19 protein-coding genes are annotated in these 19,230 nt (G+C 70.6%); 6 read left to right on the plus strand and 13 right to left on the minus strand.

The genetic code is table 11. From position 1 onward, the window contains the following. Positions 1-354: 354 nt before the first annotated feature. Positions 355-732: an AbrB family transcriptional regulator gene (locus KBZ13_RS00990; protein ID WP_255005145.1), complete on the plus strand. Its 378-nt coding sequence runs from the start codon at positions 355-357 to the stop codon at positions 730-732. Here KBZ13_RS00990 and KBZ13_RS00995 read toward each other — a convergent pair. Together KBZ13_RS00995 and KBZ13_RS01000 are read right to left on the minus strand one after the other, a co-directional pair. After that, positions 711-1,337, minus strand: a complete 627-nt coding sequence (locus KBZ13_RS00995) for an HdeD family acid-resistance protein (RefSeq protein ID WP_255005147.1) — start codon at positions 1,335-1,337, stop codon at positions 711-713. The genes KBZ13_RS00990 and KBZ13_RS00995 overlap by 22 nt on opposite strands. A 101-nt stretch (positions 1,338-1,438) precedes the next feature. Beyond that, a complete protein-coding gene (locus KBZ13_RS01000; RefSeq protein WP_255005150.1) occupies positions 1,439-2,104 on the minus strand; it encodes a riboflavin synthase in 666 nt (221 codons plus the stop codon). Positions 2,105-2,156: 52 nt separating this feature from the next. On the opposite strand from KBZ13_RS01000, the gene KBZ13_RS01005 reads away from it, so the two are divergent. Both KBZ13_RS01005 and KBZ13_RS01010 read left to right on the plus strand, forming a co-directional pair. Beyond that, positions 2,157-2,684 carry a bifunctional nuclease family protein gene (locus KBZ13_RS01005; protein ID WP_255005846.1) on the plus strand — a complete coding sequence of 176 codons (528 nt, stop codon included), beginning with the start codon at positions 2,157-2,159 and terminating at the stop codon, positions 2,682-2,684. A 71-nt stretch (positions 2,685-2,755) separates the two neighbouring features. Then, on the plus strand, positions 2,756-3,817 hold the full coding sequence (locus tag KBZ13_RS01010; protein WP_255005856.1) for an aldo/keto reductase: 1,062 nt from the start codon (positions 2,756-2,758) through the stop codon (positions 3,815-3,817). Between the two features lie 29 nt (positions 3,818-3,846). Here KBZ13_RS01010 and KBZ13_RS01015 read toward each other — a convergent pair whose 3' ends face one another. The 5 genes from KBZ13_RS01015 to topA are packed head-to-tail and all read right to left on the minus strand — an operon-like array spanning position 3,847 to position 10,041. After that, complete coding sequence (locus tag KBZ13_RS01015) at positions 3,847-4,881, minus strand: hypothetical protein (RefSeq protein WP_255005152.1); 1,035 nt, start codon at positions 4,879-4,881, stop codon at positions 3,847-3,849. Positions 4,882-4,891: 10 nt separating this feature from the next. Next, positions 4,892-6,025, minus strand: coding sequence for a nicotinate mononucleotide-dependent phosphoribosyltransferase CobT (gene cobT, locus KBZ13_RS01020; protein WP_255005153.1), 1,134 nt, complete (start codon positions 6,023-6,025; stop codon positions 4,892-4,894). Positions 6,026-6,030: 5 nt separating this feature from the next. After that, the gene (locus tag KBZ13_RS01025; protein WP_255005155.1) at positions 6,031-6,684 is read right to left on the minus strand and encodes a DUF2232 domain-containing protein; all 654 of its coding nucleotides are present in this window, start codon (positions 6,682-6,684) and stop codon (positions 6,031-6,033) included. Between the two features lie 10 nt (positions 6,685-6,694). Beyond that, positions 6,695-7,279 (minus strand): hypothetical protein, encoded by a 585-nt coding sequence (locus KBZ13_RS01030; protein WP_255005156.1) that lies wholly within the window; start codon positions 7,277-7,279, stop codon positions 6,695-6,697. After that, complete coding sequence (topA, locus tag KBZ13_RS01035; RefSeq protein WP_255005159.1) at positions 7,276-10,041, minus strand: type I DNA topoisomerase; 2,766 nt, start codon at positions 10,039-10,041, stop codon at positions 7,276-7,278. Before topA ends, KBZ13_RS01030 begins: the two co-directional genes overlap by 4 nt. Before the next feature lie 110 nt (positions 10,042-10,151). On the opposite strand from topA, the gene KBZ13_RS01040 reads away from it, so the two are divergent. Together KBZ13_RS01040 and KBZ13_RS01045 are read left to right on the plus strand one after the other, a co-directional pair. Beyond that, the gene (locus tag KBZ13_RS01040) at positions 10,152-11,708 is read left to right on the plus strand and encodes an NAD(P)H-quinone oxidoreductase subunit N (RefSeq protein ID WP_255005160.1); all 1,557 of its coding nucleotides are present in this window, start codon (positions 10,152-10,154) and stop codon (positions 11,706-11,708) included. Positions 11,709-11,715: 7 nt separating this feature from the next. Further along, positions 11,716-12,390, plus strand: a complete 675-nt coding sequence (locus KBZ13_RS01045; protein ID WP_255005162.1) for an ABC transporter ATP-binding protein — start codon at positions 11,716-11,718, stop codon at positions 12,388-12,390. A gap of 9 nt (positions 12,391-12,399) precedes the next feature. Here KBZ13_RS01045 and KBZ13_RS01050 read toward each other — a convergent pair whose 3' ends face one another. From KBZ13_RS01050 to KBZ13_RS01070, 5 genes are all read right to left on the minus strand, one after another. Continuing rightward, complete coding sequence (locus KBZ13_RS01050; protein WP_409995587.1) at positions 12,400-13,530, minus strand: M23 family metallopeptidase; 1,131 nt, start codon at positions 13,528-13,530, stop codon at positions 12,400-12,402. A 29-nt stretch (positions 13,531-13,559) separates the two neighbouring features. After that, positions 13,560-14,297 (minus strand): biotin--[acetyl-CoA-carboxylase] ligase, encoded by a 738-nt coding sequence (locus tag KBZ13_RS01055; protein ID WP_255005167.1) that lies wholly within the window; start codon positions 14,295-14,297, stop codon positions 13,560-13,562. 16 nt (positions 14,298-14,313) lie between these two features. Then, positions 14,314-15,522, minus strand: a complete 1,209-nt coding sequence (locus KBZ13_RS01060) for an aminotransferase class I/II-fold pyridoxal phosphate-dependent enzyme (RefSeq protein ID WP_255005172.1) — start codon at positions 15,520-15,522, stop codon at positions 14,314-14,316. Then, positions 15,509-15,829: a thioredoxin family protein gene (locus tag KBZ13_RS01065; RefSeq protein WP_255005173.1), complete on the minus strand. Its 321-nt coding sequence runs from the start codon at positions 15,827-15,829 to the stop codon at positions 15,509-15,511. Before KBZ13_RS01065 ends, KBZ13_RS01060 begins: the two co-directional genes overlap by 14 nt. 91 nt (positions 15,830-15,920) lie before the next feature. Further along, positions 15,921-16,697, minus strand: coding sequence for a PspA/IM30 family protein (locus tag KBZ13_RS01070; RefSeq protein ID WP_255005175.1), 777 nt, complete (start codon positions 16,695-16,697; stop codon positions 15,921-15,923). A 90-nt stretch (positions 16,698-16,787) separates the two neighbouring features. On the opposite strand from KBZ13_RS01070, the gene KBZ13_RS01075 reads away from it, so the two are divergent. Continuing rightward, on the plus strand, positions 16,788-17,327 hold the full coding sequence (locus KBZ13_RS01075) for a DUF721 domain-containing protein (protein ID WP_255005177.1): 540 nt from the start codon (positions 16,788-16,790) through the stop codon (positions 17,325-17,327). Here the strand turns inward: KBZ13_RS01075 and KBZ13_RS01080 are convergent. Continuing rightward, a complete protein-coding gene (locus KBZ13_RS01080) occupies positions 17,321-19,171 on the minus strand; it encodes an ArnT family glycosyltransferase (protein ID WP_255005178.1) in 1,851 nt (616 codons plus the stop codon). The genes KBZ13_RS01075 and KBZ13_RS01080 overlap by 7 nt on opposite strands. Between the last annotated feature and the right edge of the window lie 59 nt (positions 19,172-19,230).

A 19,230-nucleotide genomic window follows, 5' to 3' on the forward strand; every position in this document is an offset into this window, starting at 1 on the left:
CGCCGTTCGGGCACGGTAGCGGTGATTTCTGAGGCTCCGAGATCAGCGGCTTTCCCATCAGCTTTGGCCGGCCAATCATGTGCAATCGCTCACAACGAAGCCCTTGAGCCCATCGGGCTCAACATGTTCGGGGCAGGAACCCTGCGAAGCGCCGCAGCTCCTGTGAGCGCCTGAACGGGCCTCTGCTGGCGGCGGCTCAACTCCCGCACCCCTGGGCTGAGCGGGAACAGAGGAGAGGGCGTCATCGGCGCTTCGGTGGTGTTCCCAGAGACGAAACCAGTGAGGGCATGGCCTTCGTTCTTGCAGTCCCCGCAGCCAACTGGGCAGAATCAATCCATTGAAAGTTCCCAATCAATGCTGGAAGGGAAGGCTCTGCTGGAGAAGGCCCGCTCCCTGAGCAACCGCCCCGAGGAGCAGATCGCCCGGGCCTGTGGCTACGTGGGACCCAGTGGACGGGTGCTCAAGAAGAGTTTCCATCGCGCCCTGGTGGAAGCCAGGGGCTACCGCGTGCCCGCCGCCGAGGCCGGGCCCACCAAGGGACGCCAGGCGGAGTTCCGCACGCGGGTGCACGGCAACGGCAATCTGCTGATCGGCAATGCCTACACCCGCCGCCTGGGCCTGCAACCCGGCCAGGAGTTCCGCATCGAGATCCACCGCGAAACCGGCTCGATCACTCTGGTGCCGCTGGAGGAATCCAGCGCTCCGGCTGATCAGGAGGGTTCGATCGGCTGAGCCGACGGGCCACCCTGGGGCCCTTCGTTCGGGACCAGGAGGTGGAAGCTGGAGCTGAACACCAGCAGATCGAGGCCGCTGAACAGAAAGCTGATCCCCACCAGCACCCCCAGCACCTGCAACAGCCCGCCGAAGTGCATGGTCACGATCAGCAGGCCCAGCCCCACGGTCACCAGGCCGTTGAGCAGCCCCCAGCCCCAACCCTTGGTGCGGGTGTTGGTGAGGGCCACCACCACCGCCACCAGACCTTCCACCAGGAACACCAGTCCCACCGCCAGGGCCAGGGTGGCCACCTGCCGGGCCGCCCCCACCACCCCCTGACCGGCGCTGGTGAGGATCCAGATCCCGGCCACCAAGAACAGGGTGGAGACCACCAGACGCCAGAAGCTGATCCAGCGGCCGATCTGCCTGGAGCGCACCAGGTTGTTGATCCAGCCCACCAGGCCCGCCACCAGGAAGACCACAGCAATCAACACCGTGGCCCCGAAGGAGGCCAGCACCGGAAACACCAGGGCCAGCACCCCGAGCACCAGCATCAAGATCCCCTCGGCCACGGTGAAGGCCCGCAGGGAGCGCAGGGAAGCTGTGGAGCGCTCTGAGGTCATGGCCGGGAGGTTCAAGGGAACGTCGCGAAGGCGAGCGGAGATCGCTGCCGACTGAACCGTAGTCACGGCAACGGCTTCCAACCAACTTCAGCCCTGGGGACTCAGCCCCAGCCCTGCTCGGCCAGCCAGCCGCGATCGAGGGGCGGCTCGGCCATGGGCCGGGTGGGCCTGGGTCCCGATCGGCTGTCCGCCAACAGCCGTTCGGTGTACTTGGCCAGCAGGTCCGCCTCCAGATGCACCGCATCCCCCTGCTGGAGGTGCTGCAGCGTGGTGGAGGTCCAGGTGTGGGGAATCACCGCGATCCAGAATTCGGCCCCTGTGGGGTCGCAACCGGCCACGGTCAGGCTGATGCCATCGATGGCGATGCTGGCCTTCTCGCAGACGTAGCGGCCATAGGCGGGGTCCTGCCAGCGCACCACCAGGCGCCAGGAGGCCGGCTGACGCTCGATCGCGGCCACGGTGCCTAGGCCATCCACGTGCCCGCTCACCAGATGGCCACCAAGCCGGTCGCTCAACCGCAGGGCCGGCTCCAGATTGACGGCCGCCCCCCGCTGCGCCTTGCTGGCCAGGGTGGTGCGTCCCAGGGTCTCCTCGCTGACGTCGGCGCGGAAGCCATCGCTCACCAGGGAGGCCACCGTCAGGCAGACCCCGTCGACGGCGATGCTGTCCCCCAGGGCCAGGGGCCCCAGGGCAGCGGCCTCGCGCACCTCCACCCCCGCCGCCCAGGGGCGCAGGTGTCCGACCGCCTGAATGAGACCGGTGAACATCTCCCACCCCTCGCCGATGGCCATAATCGTCGAAGGCCCATGCGTCAGCACCATGGTCGAAATGGGCGTCGCCGGAATCGCTCTCGATGCGGCGAGCCGCAGCCCGATCGTGCTGCTGAGGGATCCATCCGGCCGGCGCCAGGTGCCGATCTGGATCGACCAGGCCCAGGCCCAGAACATCCTGGTGGGGCTTGGCGGCCAGAAGCCACCCCGCCCCCTCAGCCACGACCTGATGGCCGAACTGATGGTCCTGGGGGGTCTCACCCTCGAGCGGGTGATCATCCACGCCATTGAGGACAACACCTTCCGGGCGGTGCTCAAACTCACCGACGCCGAAGGGGACGCCACTGAACTGGATGCCCGTCCCAGTGACGCCATTGCCCTGGCCCTGCGCACCGGCAGCGGCATCTGGATGCTGGAGGAGGTGGTCGCCGACGCCTCGATCCCCGTCGATGCCGACGCCGACGCCGAGGACCAGGAGGATTTCCGTCGCTTCCTCGAGGGCGTCAGCCCGGCCGAACTGGTGCGCAACCTGAAGCGGGCCCAGCAGGACCAGGACACCGACACCCCCCCCGCGTGAGCGAGGCCCTGGCGGCCCGCCGGCCCTTCGGCCCAGGCAGCCCTGATGTCTCCCTGTTCACCCTCGGCACCATGCGGGCGGTGAACGGCCTGGAGCAGATGCGGGCGGTGCTCTCGGCCGCCCTGGCCTGCGGCATCAACCACCTGGAAACGGCCCCCGCCTATGGCCCTGCCGAGGGCTTCCTGGGGGAGGCCCTGCGCCTGCTGGCGGTGCCGCGCCCAGCGCTGGTGATCACCAGCAAGCTGCTGCCGGGGGTGCCCCTGGAGCAGGGCCAGCTCCAGTTACGCGACTGCCTCGCGCGCCTGGGGGTGAAGCGGCTCGACAACCTGGCGGTCCATGGGTTGAACCTCCCGGAGCACCTGGGCTGGGCCCTAGGCGGTGAGGGCTCCGAGCTGCTGCGCTGGGCCCTGGGGGAAGGGCTGGTGGGCCAGGTGGGCTTCAGCAGCCACGGCGACAACGACCTGATCGAGGCGGCCCTGGCCAGCGGCCGCTTCGGCTTCTGCAGCCTGCACCTGCATCTGTTCGACCCCCAGCGGCTGCCCCTGGCCCAGGCGGCCCTGGCCGCCGGCCTGGGGGTGCTGGCCATCTCCCCCGCCGACAAGGGCGGTCGGCTCTACGACCCGCCCGCTGAGCTGGTGGGCGACTGCCAGCCCCATCACCCCCTGGAGCTGGCCTACCGCTTCCTGCTGGCCCAGGGGATCAGTTCTTTGAGCCTGGGGGCCGCCGCACCGGGCGATCTGGACTGGGCGAAGCGCCTGGCGGGGGCCATAGAACCCCTCGGGGCCAGCGAAAGGGCCGCTTTGGAGCAGCTGGAGCGGCGAGCCGCCGAGCGGCTGGGGGCGGAGCGCTGCGGCCAGTGCCGGGCCTGCCTGCCCTGCCCCAACGAGGTGCCGATCCCCGAGTTGTTGCGGCTGCGCAACCTGGCCCTGGGCCACGGCATGGGGGCCTTCGCCCGCGAGCGCTACAACCTGATCGGCCGCGCCGGCCACTGGTGGGAAACCCTCAACGCCAGTGCCTGCCAGCGCTGCGGCGACTGCCTGCCCCGCTGCCCCCATGGGCTGGCCATCCCCGATCTGCTCGCCGACACCCACGCCCGCCTAGTAGAGGCCCCGCGGCGGCGGCTCTGGGGCTGAGGAATAAGCCAGGGGGAGCCGAAGGCGGCTCAGGCGGCCGTCTGATCCCAGAGCCGCTGGTAGCGCTGGCGCTCGGCGGGGCTGAGCGGAGCGAGGCTGTTGCAACGCTCCAGCACGGCGGCCTCGGGGTAGAGCAGACGGGCCTGCTCCCTCGGCCAAAGGGCCAGGGAGGCCCCGAGGCGCTCCCGGGGCAGGGGCGGCACCCAACCGCCGCTGAGCAAGCGATCGAGCAGGGGAGGTGAGCGACTCTCCCGCAGCCACTCCAGGGGGGGGGCGGGATGCTCCCCCGCCGGCCGCAGCAACAGGTTCCACCACAGGGGGGAGCCGCTCTCGGGCAACAGGGCCACCAGGCGGAGATCACGGCGCAGCAGCGGCAGCACCACCTGGCTGGGCAGCACCGCCGCCTGGGCGTTCCCAGCCAGCAGCAGGTTCAGCCCATCGCGCTCATCAAAGGCCAGGGCCTGGCGCCGCAGCCGTGCCAGCTGGGCGGGCAGGCGCGAATCCTCCAGGGCGCCGGCCTCGGCACTGGCCAGACCCAGCTGACGCAGGGCCAGCTCGATCACCACGCGCGGGCTGGAGGGCAGCACCAGTTGTTGCTTCAGCGAGGGATCCAGCAGCAGATCCCAGCCCCGGTCGGGCTGCGTGGCCAGATCCGGTCGACTGCGCAGCAGCAGCAGCCAGGTGCCGAAGGCCCAGGGCAACGCCACGGGCGGGCCGACGCGGAACAGGCGGCTCACCGCTTCGGCCTGGCTCAGCAGGCCCTCCAGGGCGGCCGCGGGCTCAAAGGCCTGCAGGGCGGCGGGCTCAAGGGTCTGGGCCCAGCCATCCCCCAGTTGCAACAGGGCGCTGCGGGGCTGCGTTGCCGCCCCGATCACGGCGGCGGCCGTCTCCAGTCGCCGGGCCTGCCAGGGGGAGGGCAGGCGCTTGAGCCAGGCGGCGGGGAACTGGCCGCTGGAGCTGAGCAGCTGAGGGGACCGGCCATCAGCGCAGCCCGCCAGCAGCCCCACGGCGCCCAGGGCCGAGAGGCGCAGCAGCTGGCGGCGGGAGAGCGGCGGAGCGGTCATGGGGCCGACCCTAGGTGCCGCCCAGGAGCTGCCCGCAGGCCCGATCACAGGCCTCGGCCAGGGACTGCGGGCTGCGGCCGCTCAGCTCCCAGAGCAGGGCCAGCCCGCCCGCCCCCACCCCTTCCTTGACGTAGCCGTCCTCGTAGTCGCGCAGGGCGCGGCTGCGGCAAGCGCCAAAGCGCAGGCCGGCGGCAAAGGCCAGGGGAGCCACGCCCCAGCGCCGTCCGATCCACTCCAGCAACAGGGCCAGATCGCTCTGGGGCTCTGTGGCCACCCAGGCCGTGGTGCCCAGGGCAACCTGCCCAGCCAGCTGCTGGCGCTGGTGGGCGGGCGCCAGGGCCAGCGCCAGGGCGAGCACGGCGGCCATCTGGCTGCCGCCCGCCAGCAGCACCGGGCGGCCCTGCTCCGCGGCCGCCAGCACCAGGGCCGCCGCGAGCACCTGCATGGCGTCCCCCACGGCGGTCACCACCGCCAACGGATCGACCGCGCCGCCTCGTGCAGCGGAGCGGCCACCCAGACCAGCGGCCCCCAGCCCCCGCTCCACCAGTTCCGCCTTGAGCCGGTGGGCCGGCTCCCGGAGGCTGCCGCTCACCAGCCCCGCCGCCGCGATGCCCAGGCCCGTGAGCAGCGCCTGGGCCGTGCTGGTGCCCCCCGGCACGCACTCCGCCAGCACCAGCGGAACCGCCGAGGGCCGACGGCCCCAGCGGCGGCCCAGGGCCAGCAGGCGCTGCACCTGAGCGGGATCGAGAGCGGAGCCTGTGCTCAGGCAACGGGCGGGCGCCTGCAGCAACCGCACGTGGGGCACCGCGGGGGCGATCGGGGCCCCCAGGTCGATCACCAGGGGCTCGAGCTCCAGGCCCGCGCAAACCACCTGGCTGATCAACGCCGGGCTGACACCCGCCGGCAGCGGCGGCAGGGCATGGGGGCGGTGGGCCAGGGGCCCCAGCAGCAGCAGCTCCGCATCGGCGGCGGCGGTGAGGCGACGGGAGACGGCGGTGGCCCCGGCGGCGGAGATGCCCTCCACGGCGGCCGTGTCGGTACCCGCCAGCAGCAGCAGCACCCGGGCGCGGCGGGCCTGGGCCGCCACCCGCGCGCACCATTGCGCCCCCAGGACGGGATCACCGCAGAGTTGCCGTGGGCCCACCGGACTCAGAGCGGGTCGAGGGCCACCAGGGAGCGCAGCAGCTCGGGGGGCTCGCTGATGGGGGCTTGGAGGCGAGGAAAGATCCAGTAGGCGAAGGCGTGCAGGGCCAGCACGTAGATCAGGTTCTGGAACAGCACCAGGCCCAGGGCCATCAGCTGCACGGCGATCAGTTCGGGTCCACCGCCGAGGTTGAGCAGGCCGGCGAGCTGATCGAGCAGACCGGCGGCGGCGTTGGTGATCACCACCCAGAGGTTCTCCCCCACCAGCACCGAGAGCACCGCCACCCGCACCAGAAACCCCAGCGCGCCGATCAACGTTCCAACGCCCCAGGTGAGCCACCAACTGAGCCGGCGGCTCCAGCCCCAGCCCAGCCACAGGGCCAGCAGGCCGTAGGGGAACAGCATCAGCGGCCCCCTGATCGGCCCCATCAGCGCCACCAGCAGCAACAGCGCCACCAGCACCCCCTCGGCGCCGCAGCGCCAGCCGTTGCGCAGCAGCAGCAACGCCAGGGGCAGGGGCAGGGCCAGCCGGAACAGGGGGCCGCCCACGGGCAGGTAATAGAGCGCCACCCAGAGCAGGGCCGTGGCCGAGGCCAGGTAGGCGGTCTCCATCAGCTGGCGGGCCTGACGTCGGCTGAGGCTGCGCGGCGGGGGCGGCATCGGATCGAACTCAGCGGGCCGGGGGAGCCGGGGTCACCAGGGGTGACGGGGCGGGGGCCGCAGTGACGGATGGTGCGGCCGCTGGGCCGGAGCGGATGCGCTCGATCGTCTCCACCTCGAAGCGCACGCCTGCGGCCCGCAGGGCCTCGGTGACCACCTCGGCGGGGGCGGAGGGATCCGCAGCGGGCAGCTTGATCGTGACCCGATAGGGGACGGGAGCGGCGCCCCTTGCCGCGGATGGACGGGCCTGGGCAGCCGTTGGTGATGGGGACAGCGGGGGCTGCGCAGGCTTGGCCCCGGCGGCCTTGGGCTCAGCGCCTGGCGGGGAGGTTGACGGGCTGGCCGGCTGGGCCTCTGCTGGTGCCGCTGGCTGGGTCGTGGCAGGTTCCGCCGTCGAGCTCGAAGCTCCCGTGGCGCCAGGGGTGCCCGCACCAGAGAGCACCGCCGGCGGCGGTGCCTCAAAGCTGCTGGACAGCCGCCGGCCGATCGTGGTGCTGCCGCAGCCCCCGAGGGCAAGCAGGGCCGCCAGGCCCAGAGCCGAACCGGCCCAGGGCCCGGTGGGGCTGAAGGAACCAGGACGACCGAGCCGGCTCAACTGCTGGCGGCCTTGATGATGCGCACCGCACCGGCCCGGGGCTTGCCGCTGCGGCTCGCCTTGGGGAGCGCCGGGGCCTTCGGGCTGGCGGCCTTGGTGGCGGTCGACCGGGAGGCCGCTCGGGGCTTGCTCGCCGCCTTGGTTGCAGCCGACTTGGTTGCCGCCGACTTCGTTGCCGCCGCCTTGCGGCTGGCCGCTTTGCTGGCCTTGCCCGTCGCCGCCTTGGCCGCCAGCAGCTCGATCGCCTCGGCCAGGGTGATCTCCTCGGCGCCCTTGCCCTCCGGCAGCGAGGCGTTCACCTTGCCCTGTTTGACATAGAGGCCGTAGGGGCCGTCAAACACCTGGATGGTTTCGGAGTCGCCCTCGGGGGCGCCCAGGTCCTTGAGGGCGGTGCGGCCGCCGCGGCCGCGCTTGGGCTGGGCCAGCAGCTCGATCGCCCGCTCCAGAGCCACGCTCAGCACGTCGTCCTCGGCCTTGAGCGAGCGGAACTCCTTCTCCCCCTTGCCCTTGTCGTGCACCACATAGGGGCCGAAGCGGCCCAGGCCCGCCTGCACCTTGCCGCCCTCAGGGTGATCCCCCAGCAGGCGCGGCAGTCGCAGCAAGCCGAGGGCATCCTCAAGGCTGAAGTCCTCGGGTTTGACCCCCTTGGGCAGGGAGGCGCGCTTGGGCTTGGGGTTCTCGTCGCTGACCTGGCCCTTCTGCACGTAGGGCCCGTACTGGCCGAAGAGCAGGTACACCAGCTCGCCGGTTTCGGGGTCTTCGCCGAGGCTTTCGGGGCCCTCGGTCTTCTGGCGCAGGATCTGCTCGGCATGGTCGGCATCCAGATCGGCGGGGGTGACCTCCTGGGGCAGGGTGGCCTTGACCAGTTCCTCGGTGCCGTCCTCGGCCACACGCTTGGCCTCCAGGTAGGCGCCGAAGCGGCCGATGCGCACCACACAGGGCAACCCCTCCAGCTGAATCGTGCGTGAGGCGGTGGGGTCGATGTCGCCCTCCCGCTGGGCCACCTGGGTTTCCAGGCCGCCCTCGCCCTTGAAGAACTTGGTCAGGTAGGGCAGCCAGCGCTCCTTGCCGGTGGAGATCTCATCGAGGGTGGTCTCCATCCGCGCCGTGAAGCTGGTGTCCACCAGATCCGGGAAATGCTCCTCCAGCAGGGCGGTGACGGCAAACGCCGTAAAGCTGGGGGTGAGGGAGTTATTGGCGAGGGTGGCGTAGCCCCGGTCGACGATCGTGCCGATGATGCTGGCGTAGGTGGAGGGGCGGCCGATGCCCTCTTTTTCGAGCATCTTCACCAGCGCCGCCTCGCTGTAACGGGCCGGGGGCTGGGTCTGGTGGCCCAGGGCCTCCACCCCCCGGCAGGCGGGGGAATCGCCCACCGCCAGGGCGGGCAGCAGCACCTCCTGGCCCTCGAGGGCGGCGTCGGGATCGTCACTGCCTTCCACGTAGGCGCGGAAGAAGCCGGGGAAATCGATGCGCTTGCCGGAGGCCCGGAAACTGGCGCCGGCCACCTCCAGTCCCACGCTGAGCATGGTCAGGCGGGCGTCAGCCATCTGGCTGGCCACGGTGCGCTTCCAGATCAGCTCGTAGAGCGATAGATCCTTGCCCTCGAGGCCGGTCTCGTTGGGGGTGCGGAAGCGATCGCCCGAGGGGCGGATCGCCTCGTGGGCCTCCTGGGCGTTGCGGCTCTTGGTGGAGAACTGACGCGGGGCCGGGCTGAGGTAATCCTTGCCGTACTTCTCGGCCACGCAGCTGCGGGCGGCGCTGATCGCCTGCTCCGAGAGGTGCACCGAGTCGGTGCGCATGTAGGTGATGAAGCCGCGTTCGTAGAGCCCCTGGGCGGTGCGCATGGTGTCGCGGGCCGAGAGCCGCAACTTGCGGTTGGACTCCTGCTGCAGGGTGCTGGTGGTGAAGGGCGGCACGGGTTTGCGCAGGGTGGGCTTCTCTTCCACCTCCGCCACCCGCCAGGCGCCCGCCTGCACCGCCGCGCGCAGGGCCGTGGCCTCGACTTCACTGAGCAGCTTCACCTTGCTGCCGGCCTTGAGGGCGCCGGTGGTCTCATCGAAATCGGAGCCACCGGCGATGCGCTCGCCCAACAGATGGGTGAGCTTGGCCTCGAAACGGCCGCTCCCCTGCTCCAACTGAGCCTTGAGGTCCCAGTAGCTGCCGCTGCGGAAGGCCCGCCGGGCCCGCTCCCGCTGCACCAGCAGCCGCACCGCCACCGACTGCACCCGGCCGGCCGAGAGGCCCCAGGCCACTTTCTTCCAGAGCAGGGGCGAAAGGGTGTAGCCCACCAGGCGATCGAGGATGCGGCGGGTCTCCTGCGCATGGACCAACTCCATGTCCAGCTCGCGGGTCTGGTCAAGGGCCTTGGCGATCGCCTCCTTGGTGATCTCGTGGAACACCATGCGCTTGACCGGCACCTTGGGGTTGAGCAGCTGCAGCAGGTGCCAGCTGATGCTCTCCCCTTCCCGGTCCTCGTCCGTCGCCAGCAGCAGTCGATCGGCGCCCTTGAGGGCGTCCTTGAGCTCCTTGACGATTTTTTTCTTGTCCTTCGGCACCACGTAGAGGGGCTCGAAGTCGTTGCTGGTGTTGACGCCCAGGTTCGACCACTTCTCGCCCTTGTAGGCGGCCGGAATCTCGCTGGCGTTGTTGGGCAGGTCGCGCACATGGCCCATCGAAGCCTCCACCTTGAAGTCCTTGGGAAGGAATCCACGGATGGTGCGGGCCTTCGTGGGGCTCTCGACGATGACCAGGGTGTGCGCCACAGGCAGGCGAAAAACCGGCTCCCTCTTTATCGCACCGCCGGCCCGCGATGGCGACATGGGCGTTCCATGACGACTACAGTCCGCACCACCGGCCCCCCATTTCCGCTGACATGACGCTGATTGGTGCCCTCGCCGATGTGGCCCCGACGATCACCAGCTTGCAGCTGAACGCTGGGGCGATCGCTCCGGAAGTGGCTGTGCTGTTCGCCCTGGTGGGCTGTCTGCTGGTGGACCTGGCCGGAGAACGGGTGGCCAGCCAGTGGGTGCCCCCGATCTGCTACGCCGGCCTGGTCGCCTCCCTGGTGCTGCTGGCACTGCAGTGGAATGCCCCCCTGGAGCCCTCGTTCCTCGGCTCGTTCCTGGCCGACAACCTCGCTGTGGCCTTCCGTGCCGTGGTGGCCGGCTCCACCCTGCTGTCGCTGCTGATCAGCTGGCGCTACGTGGAAAGCAGCGGCACGCCGGTGGGGGAGTACGCCGCGATCCTGCTGGCCGCCACCCTCGGAGCGATGTTCCTCTGCGGATCCACGGATCTGATCAGCATCTTCATTTCCCTGGAAACTCTCTCGGTCTCCAGCTACCTGCTGTCGGGCTACATGAAGCGGGATGCCCGCTCCTCAGAGGCGGCCCTGAAATATCTGCTGGTGGGCTCGGCGGCGGCGGCCGTGTTCCTCTACGGCGCCTCGCTGCTCTACGGGCTCACCGGCGGCGCCACCGGTCTCGATGCGGTGGCCCTGGCCCTCAAGACCAGCGAAACCCCCGTCACCGCCCTGGCCCTGGTGTTCGTGCTGGCCACGGTGGCGTTCAAGATCGCCGCTGTTCCGTTCCACCAGTGGACCCCGGACGTCTACGAAGGCTCCCCCACTCCTGTGGTGGCCTTCCTTTCGGTGGGCTCGAAAGCGGCGGGCTTCGCCCTGGCCCTGCGCCTGCTGGTGGGCTGCTTCGACAGCTTTGAAACCCAGTGGAAGCTGCTGTTCACCGTGCTGGCGATCCTGAGCATGACCCTGGGCAACGTGGTCGCCCTGGCCCAGACCTCGATGAAACGGATGCTGGCCTACAGCTCCATCGGCCAGGCGGGCTTCGTGATGATCGGCCTGGTGTGCGGCACCGAAGAGGGCTTCTCGGCCATGGTGCTCTACATGGCGGCCTACCTGTTCATGAACCTGGGGGCCTTCGCCTGCATCATTCTGTTCTCGCTGCGCACCGGCAGCGATCGCATCTCCGACTACGCCGGCCTGTATCAGAAAGATCCGCTGATCACCCTGGGCCTCAGCCTCTGCCTGCTCTCGCTCGGAGGGATTCCGCCGATGCTGGGCTTCTTCGGCAAGATCTATCTCTTCTTCGCCGGCTGGGCCGACCACCAGTACCTGCTGGTGGTGGTGGGCCTGATCACCTCGGTGGTGTCGATTTATTACTACATCTCCGTGATCAAGATGATGGTGGTGAAGGAGCCCCAGGAAGCGTCCGACGCCGTCAAGGCCTATCCCGAAATCACTTGGTCGGTGGCCGGCATGCCCTCCCTGCGCACAGCGCTGGTGGCCTGCGTGCTGATCACCGCCGTGGGCGGGGTGCTCTCGAATCCACTCTTCAACTGGGCCAGCGCCACGGTCGCCGGCACGCCGATGCTGCAACGGGCGATTGCCTCAGGCCTCTCGGTCGCCACCGGTTGAGGATCCCTTGAGTGAAGCGGTCGCTGAGCTGATCCACGTCAGCAAGGTTTACGGGCAGGGTGACACCGAAGTTCATGCCCTTGACGACCTCAGCCTGAGCGTGGGGCGCGGTGATTACCTGGCGGTGATGGGCACCTCCGGCTCGGGAAAATCCACGGCGATGAACATCCTGGGCTGCCTGGATCGTCCCAGCAGCGGCAGCTACCGCCTCAACGGCATCGCCGTCAATGAACTCGACGACGACGAACTGGCGGCGCTGCGCAACAGGGAACTGGGCTTCGTCTTCCAGCAGTTCCATCTGCTGGCCCACATGAGCGCCCTCGAAAATGTGATGTTGCCGATGATCTACGCCGGCGTGGAACCCGAGCAACGGGCCCAGAGGGCCAAAGAAGCCCTCGAGCGCGTCGGATTGGGGGCGCGCCTGCAGAACAAGCCCAACCAGCTCTCCGGCGGCCAGCAGCAGCGGGTGGCGATCGCCCGGGCGATGATCAACCATCCGGCGATGCTGCTGGCGGATGAACCCACCGGCGCCCTCGATTCGCGCACCACGGCCGAGGTGCTGGGAATCCTTGACGAGCTCCATGACCAGGGAATCACCGTGGTGATCGTCACCCACGAAGACGATGTGGCGGCCCGGGCCCAGCGCATCGTCCACTTCCGGGACGGCCGCATCGCCGGCTGAGGCCCGGGCTCAACCCGCCTTGGCCTGGGGCGCGGCGGCCCTGGGCCGCTCCAGAGTCTGCAGCAACTGCCCCATCAGCAGGGCGATCGCATCGCTGCCGGCGGAACCCTTGCCGGGGTCGAGTTCGCCCGGATCCACCGCCACCCAGCCGCCGTCCTGGGGCAGGCGCAGCTCGAAGTGCAGGTGGGGACCGGTGCTCAGCCCGGTGCTGCCCACCCGGGCGATCACGTCCCCCTGGCGCACCCAGTCCCCCTCCTTGACGTAGATCTCCGAGAGATGGCCGTAGAGGGTGCGGCGGGTGGGGCGCTGGTGCTCCAGCTCCACGGCGATGCCATAGCCCCCGGCCAGGCCGCTGCTCACCACCCTTCCGCTGAGGGCCGCCACCACGGGGGTGCCCTCCGGGGCCGCCAGGTCACGGCCGGCATGCATCAGCCAGCTGCCCAGCACCGGATGCAGGCGCCAGCCGAAGTTGCTGGTGGTGAGGGCGGATCCGATGATCGGAAACAGCAACAGGCGGTTGCCGTTGCCGATCAGCGGCGCTGGCCGGGGCGTGACCCCGAACACCTGGGCCAGGTTGAAGCTGCCACCGCTGCCCGCGAGCAGAGCGGACACCGGCACGGTGATCTGAGGCAGGGGCATCCCATCGGGACCGATCCGCTCCAGCCCACCGGCCCCGGCCAGTCCTGTCTCACCATTGCGGCTGCGCCAGCGAATCGCCAGCCCCGAACGGCATTCCTGCTCGGAAAGGGCGCCGCTGCGGCAGGCCTGCTGGTGGGCGGGCACATCGATCGGCACCTGGATCGAACCCTGGCGGAGCTGGGCGCGCTCGCTCGGGGTCACCACCCCCTCGCGCACCAGCTCATCCAGCGATTGATCAAAGCGGCGGGGGGCCGTCTCCGCCCCAGACCACTGGCCGGTGTTGGGGCGCAGCGGCTCCTGCACGGCGCCGGAAACGGGGGCCCGCTGGGGTGGCAGGGGCGGCAGCAGGGGGGGAGGCAGCAGGGGGCCTGGGCTCTCCGAAGGAGCGGCTGCCGCAGGCCCCGGGGCGCTCGGATCTTGCTGGGCCCAGGCCAGGGGCAAGCCAGCGAGGGGCGCGACGGCAGCCAGGGCGAACAGGACCAGGGAGCGCGCGCGGGGCAAAGGCTGGACGGCCAACGGATCCGGGCAGCTTAGAAACAGCGCCGCAGCTGGGCCCGCCGCGGACCGAGGGCCAGCTCCAGGGCCCCGTCGCTCGCCAGGCCGGTGGCCCGCCACAGCTCCCCCTCGAACGGCACGGGAGCCTCGGGCAGCAGCAGGCGACCCTCCGCCTCCCGCCGCACCCGTTCAGGGGCCAGGGCATGGGCGGCGGCCCACTCCAGGGCCAGCAACGCCCGGGCAGAGAGCGCAGCGGTATCGAGGCGGCGGCGGCCCAGGGCACGGGCCAGGGCCAGCCCCCCCGGCGGCACGGGATTGTGCCCATTGAGACCCAGACCCACCTGGGCCCAGCGGATCCGCTCCCCGCGGCGACGCAGCCGTGGCAACAGACCAGCCACCTTGGCGCCCTGCACCAGTAGGTCGTTGGGCCACTTCAGGCGCGGCTCCAGGCCGAGCGCTTCGAGCTGCAACGCCAACCCCACCGCCACCGCCAGCCCCAGGGCCGCCGTGCCGTCAACCTGGGGTGGCCAGGGCAGGGCGGCGCTGATCCAGACCCCCCCGGACGGGGCCTGCCAGGGCCGCCCCTGCTGACCATGGCCAAAGCGCTGATGGCCCGCCAGCACCGCCAGAGGTGCGTCAGCCCCGGCCAGCAACCAGCGCTCCAGCTCTGATTCGGTGCTGGCGCAGACGGCTCGCCATTGCAGTCGCCAGGGAAGGCCTGGGCCTGCCCTCCCCAGCACCCGGAGGCGTGCGGCGGCGATGCGCCCGATCAAGGGCTCGCCAACTCAGTCACAGACTCGAGAGCCAGGCGCCGATGCGCTCGGCGCCAGCCTCCAGCTCCGCCGCAGGATGCACCAGCGCCAGCCGCTGCCAGCCCTCACCCTGGGCCCCGAAGCCATTGCCAGGGGTGAGGGCCACGCCGGTGGCCTCCAGCAGCTGGCCGCAGAAGCGTTCGGAATCAAGGCCGGCGGCCCTAGCCGCCGGTGGCAGCTCCAACCAGAGGTAGAGCGCCATCTGGGGCCATTGCACCGGCCAGCCGTGACGCTCCAGGGCCTTCGCCATTGCCTCACGCCGTTGGCGATAGGTGACAAGCAGCTGGGCCGGCCAGTCGGGAGCCTGCTCCAGGGCGGCGATCGCCCCGGCCTGAAGCGCCAGCGATTGGTTGAAGTCCACCACAGCCTTCACCTGGCGCAGGGCCGTGATCAGCGCTTCGGCGCCGATGGCGAAGGCCATCCGGTAGCCCCCCAGGCACCAGCCCTTGGAGAAGGAGAAGAATTCGATCCCGCACTGGCGCCAGAGCGGGCTGCGCAGCAGCGCCGGGGCCTCCCCCTCGAGCACCAGGTCGACGTAGGGGTTGTCGTGGGCGAAGACCAGCCCATGGCGCACCGCCCGTTCCGCCGCCTCATCCACCCAGGCCTGCTGGCCCACGGTGGCCGTGGGGTTGTGGGGAAAGCCCAGCACCATCAGCTTGAGCTGATCCCAGGCGCTGGCGGGCAGTTGGTCGAAATCCGGGCACCAGCCCTGCTCCGGCCGCAGCCGCAGGAAACGGGGCTCGGCCGAGGCGAGATGCAGGCCACCCAGGTGGGAGGGGTAATAGGGATCCAGCAGCAGGGCTGAATCGCCTGGATTGAGCACCGCCAGGGGCAGGTGGGCGGTGCCCTCCTGGGAGCCCACCAGCAGCAGCACCTCCCGCTCCGCATCCACCGCCACGTCGAAACGCCTGTGGGCCCAGGCGGCCACGGCCTCCCTGAAGGGACCGGTGGCGGCGTGCAGGCAGTAGCTGGAACTGACGGGCTGCCGCAGGGCTTCAGCGATGGCGGCGATCGCCCCGGGCGGGGGCTGGAGGTCGGTGGAGCCGAGGGAAAGATCCAGCAACGGCGCCAGGGGCCTGCCGCCCACGGGCCCCGCACGCAGCCGATCGACGTAGGCAGCCTTGCGCTGGTCGTTGCGGGCGAAGACGCCGCTGCCCAGACGCCTCAGCCGCTCAGAGGTGTGCATCCAGGAACGCCTGCAGCTGGGGTTGGGCCATGGCCCCCTCGTGGCGTGCCAGCTCGACGCCTCCCCGGTAGAGGATCAACGTGGGCAGCCCCTGCACCTTCTGGCCATCGCGGCTAAAGGGATTGGCATCGGATTCCAGCTTGCCGACGCTCAACGTTGCCGCGTAGGCGGTGGCGGCCCAGTCCATGAGCGGCGCCATCAGGAGGCAGGGGCCGCACCAGGAGGCCCAGACATCCACGAGCACCGCACCGGGCTGATCGAGCACGGCGGCCTGGAAATTGGCATCGTTGAACTCGGCGACGGCCACGGCGGCGAACGGAAGCTGGGCCGATTGTATGGACGCGTGGTCCTGGACCGAGCCGATGCTCAGGCCCAGGCTCGCCGCTCGGATGGGGCGATCAGAGCTTGTCGATCGAGCGCTTGAGGTCTTCGAGCTCCGCATCCACCTGGGCTGCCTTGGCGGGCTCCAGCTTGGGCAGCGGAGCATCGGCGGCCAGCAGGGGGATGGCCGCCGCACCGCCCTCGAGCCGATTCTTGAGGGCGGCCAGTTCGTCGTCCACGTCGCTGCCGCCCTCGAGGGAGGCGAACTGGCTTTCCAGATCGGCGCCGGCCAGCTCGGCGGCCGCCTGGCTGCGGGCCTCCTGCTGCAGCACCTTCTCCTCCATCTGCTCGAAGGCGGCCATGGCGGAATTGGTGCCCAGCCCGCTGACGGCGCTCTGGAGCTGCTCCTGGGCCTGGGCGGCCTGGGAGCGGGCCTTGAGCATGTCTTTTTTGGTCTTGGCCTCGGCGATCTTGCCCTCGAGGGCCAGAAGGCTTTTCTTGAGCGTCTCCACCTGGCCGGCCTGGCCATTGAGCTGGGCGTTCAGGGCGGTGGCGGTGTCCTGGTAGGTCTTGCGGCGACTGAGCGCTTCGCGGGCCAGATCCTCTTCACCTTTCTTGAGCGCCAGCTCGGCCCGTTCGTACCAGGTTTTCGACTGGGACTCCGCCTGCTCGGCCTGGTTCTGGATGCGCTTCTGGCTGGCGATGGCGGTGGCCACGGCCGTGCGCAGCTTCACCAGGTCGGCCTGCATGTCGGCCACCGATTGATCCAGGATCTTCCCGGGGTCCTCAGCCTTGCTCACCAGGTCGTTGAGGTTGGCGCGCAGCAGACGGCTCAACCGATCGAAGAAGCCCATGAATCAAAGTGGGAGCGATCCGGAGGCTAGCGGCAGCGCCCGGTCAAAACAGTCCGGCCAGGGCCGGATGCCCGCACCTAGCCTTGTGCCATGGCCCGCGCCCGCCCCGAGCAGACCCGCCGCATCGGCAACCTGTCGCTGCTGATGGCGGCGCCGCGCCCCCCCGCCGCAGCCCTCGGCGACTGCCTGGCGCGTCTCCAGCAGGAGTGGCAACGGGAAGGAAGCCTGGCGGCCCTGTGGCAGGCCTGGCCACGCATCGCCGGCCCGCAGTTGGCGCCCCACTGCCGCCCCACCAGCTTCCGCGGCGGTCTGCTCACGGTGGGAGCCAGCCACCCCCAGTGGCTGCAGGGGCTTCGCTACAACCGACATCAGCTGCTGGGGGCCCTGCGCGGGGCGGGCTTCACGGTGCGCGACCTGCGCTTCCAACAGATCCAGCCCGCCGCCCCCTTCACCCCCGGCGCCGAGGCGGAGGCGGCCACCTGGGCCGTCCATCCCAGCCGCGTGGATGTGCATGGCATGGGCACCTGCCCCGACTGCGGCCGCCCCTCCCCTGGCGGTGAAATCCAGCGCTGGGGGCACTGCAGCTTCTGCCGGCGCCAGCCCCAGGAGCCCTTGGGCGAATCTCAGTAGCGCTCCGGCCGGGGATCCCGCCACTGGATCCGGGCCTGGCCCCGGTTGATCAGCCCCCGGGCCCGCTCGTCCAGGCGGCGGCGGTCCAGGCGCCAGAGCTTGTAGAGGCCAATGTGGGCCAGTTCCTCGGCCCCCAACCCCTGCCAATAGGGCTCCTGGGAGGTGGTGTCGTCGATCACCACCAGCACCGTGGGCGCCTCATCAAGGCGGGCGGGGGCCTGGCCATGGCGGCGTTCGTTCAACAGCCGGTCGTTGAGGTTGACCAGATCCGCCGGCAGGCGGCCCTCGTAGAGCACGACCCGGCGGCTGTAGTAGTGCAGCGACGGCTTCAGGATCCCGACCATCGCCACCGATTCACTCGGCCGTCGCTGGCGCACCAGCTCAGAAGCGATCTGGCGCACCGGCCGCTGGCGCACCCCATCCCCCAGGCTCCACATCGGCAACACCGCCACGGCCTGGAACAGCACCAGCGGCAGCTGCACGGCCAGCAGCCAGCCCGGGGGCCGCAGGGGCCAGCGCCAGAGCACCAGGCCCACCACCACCAGCAGAGAGAAACAGAAGGCCGCCCGCAGCACCAGTCCACTGGCCAGCAGCTCAGCGGGCAGGGTGGGCATCTCCGGATCGTTGATCAGCGGCACCCAGCGGGGGGAGGCCCAGAGGGCAGCGGCCAGTAGGGCCCCCAGCAGCAGGGTCAGGCCCTGGGCCCAGGCCAGGGGCCGATCCGGCACCGGCCTTGAAGGCCAAGGGGGAGCCGGCTGATCGGCGCCCTGGGCCGCCAGGGCGACCAGCAGGGCTGCGGCCGGGGTGGCCGGCAGCCAGTAGCTGGGCAGCTTCGTGGCCGAGACCGTGAAGAAGGCCAGCACCACGAGCAGCCAGCAGGCGGCAAAAGCCCCAAGGCTGGTGGCAGGAGGGCTGGTCGCAGGAAGGCTGTTGGCCTGCCGGCCCGCACCTCGGGGGCGCCCCAGGGCACGCCCCAGGCCCAGCAGCAGCAGGGGCGTGAACGGCAGGCTGGCCACCACCAGCACCGGGCCGAAGTACCACCAGGGCTGCAGGTGCTGGTTCACCACCGAGCTGAACCGCTGCAGGTTGTGGTACCCGAAAAAGCTGTCCCAGAAAGGCTTGCCTTCCACCACCAGCTCAGCGGCGAACCAGGGCACCGCCACCAGGGCGGTGATCGCCAGGCCCCGCAGGGGGCGAAACCGCCCCACCAGGACGCCAAGGTTGCCCTGGTGCAGGCCGAAGACCAGCAGGGTGAGACCCACCAGGAGCAGCGCCACCGGCCCCTTGGCCAGCACCGCCAGCCCCAGCAGCGGCCAGGGGGCCCACCTGGGGCGGCGTGGGTCGGCGTGGGCCTGCCAGAACAGCAGCAGGGTGAGGGCGACGCCGGCGGTGAACAGACCATCGCTGACGCCGATGCGCCCCCAGAGGATCACCAGGGGCGAAAGGGCGAAGGCCAGGGGCGCCGCCAGGGCCGTCAGCGCCGGCCAGCGCGGGGGCCGCCCTGACGATCCGGCCGGCTGGGGCCAGCGCAGCAGGGTGAAGGCCAGGGCCACCATCACGGCGATCGACGCCAGGGCCGTGGGCAGGTTGGCGGCCCAGGTGCCCAGGGGGTTCCAGTGCGGCTGGCCGGGCAGCAGGTAGCCCAGGGCCATCGCCCAATAGACCAGTGGCGGCTTGTCGTAGCGGGGCAGGCCGTTGACGGCGGGGGTCAGCCAGTCGCCCGTCTCGGCCATGGCCCGGGCAGCGGCGGCAAACAGGGGCGGGGTCTCATCCACCAGGCCCGATTCGCCCAGCCCCCGCAGGAACAGCAGCACCCCCAGCGCCACGGTGAGGCCCAGAACCACGCCGCTGCTCAGGCGGGAAGGACGCTCTGGAATCACGCGGCGCGAAACACGGCAAACGA

The sequence above is a fragment of the Cyanobium sp. ATX 6F1 genome, assembly GCF_024346315.1.
GTDB lineage: Bacteria > Cyanobacteriota > Cyanobacteriia > PCC-6307 > Cyanobiaceae > ATX-6F1.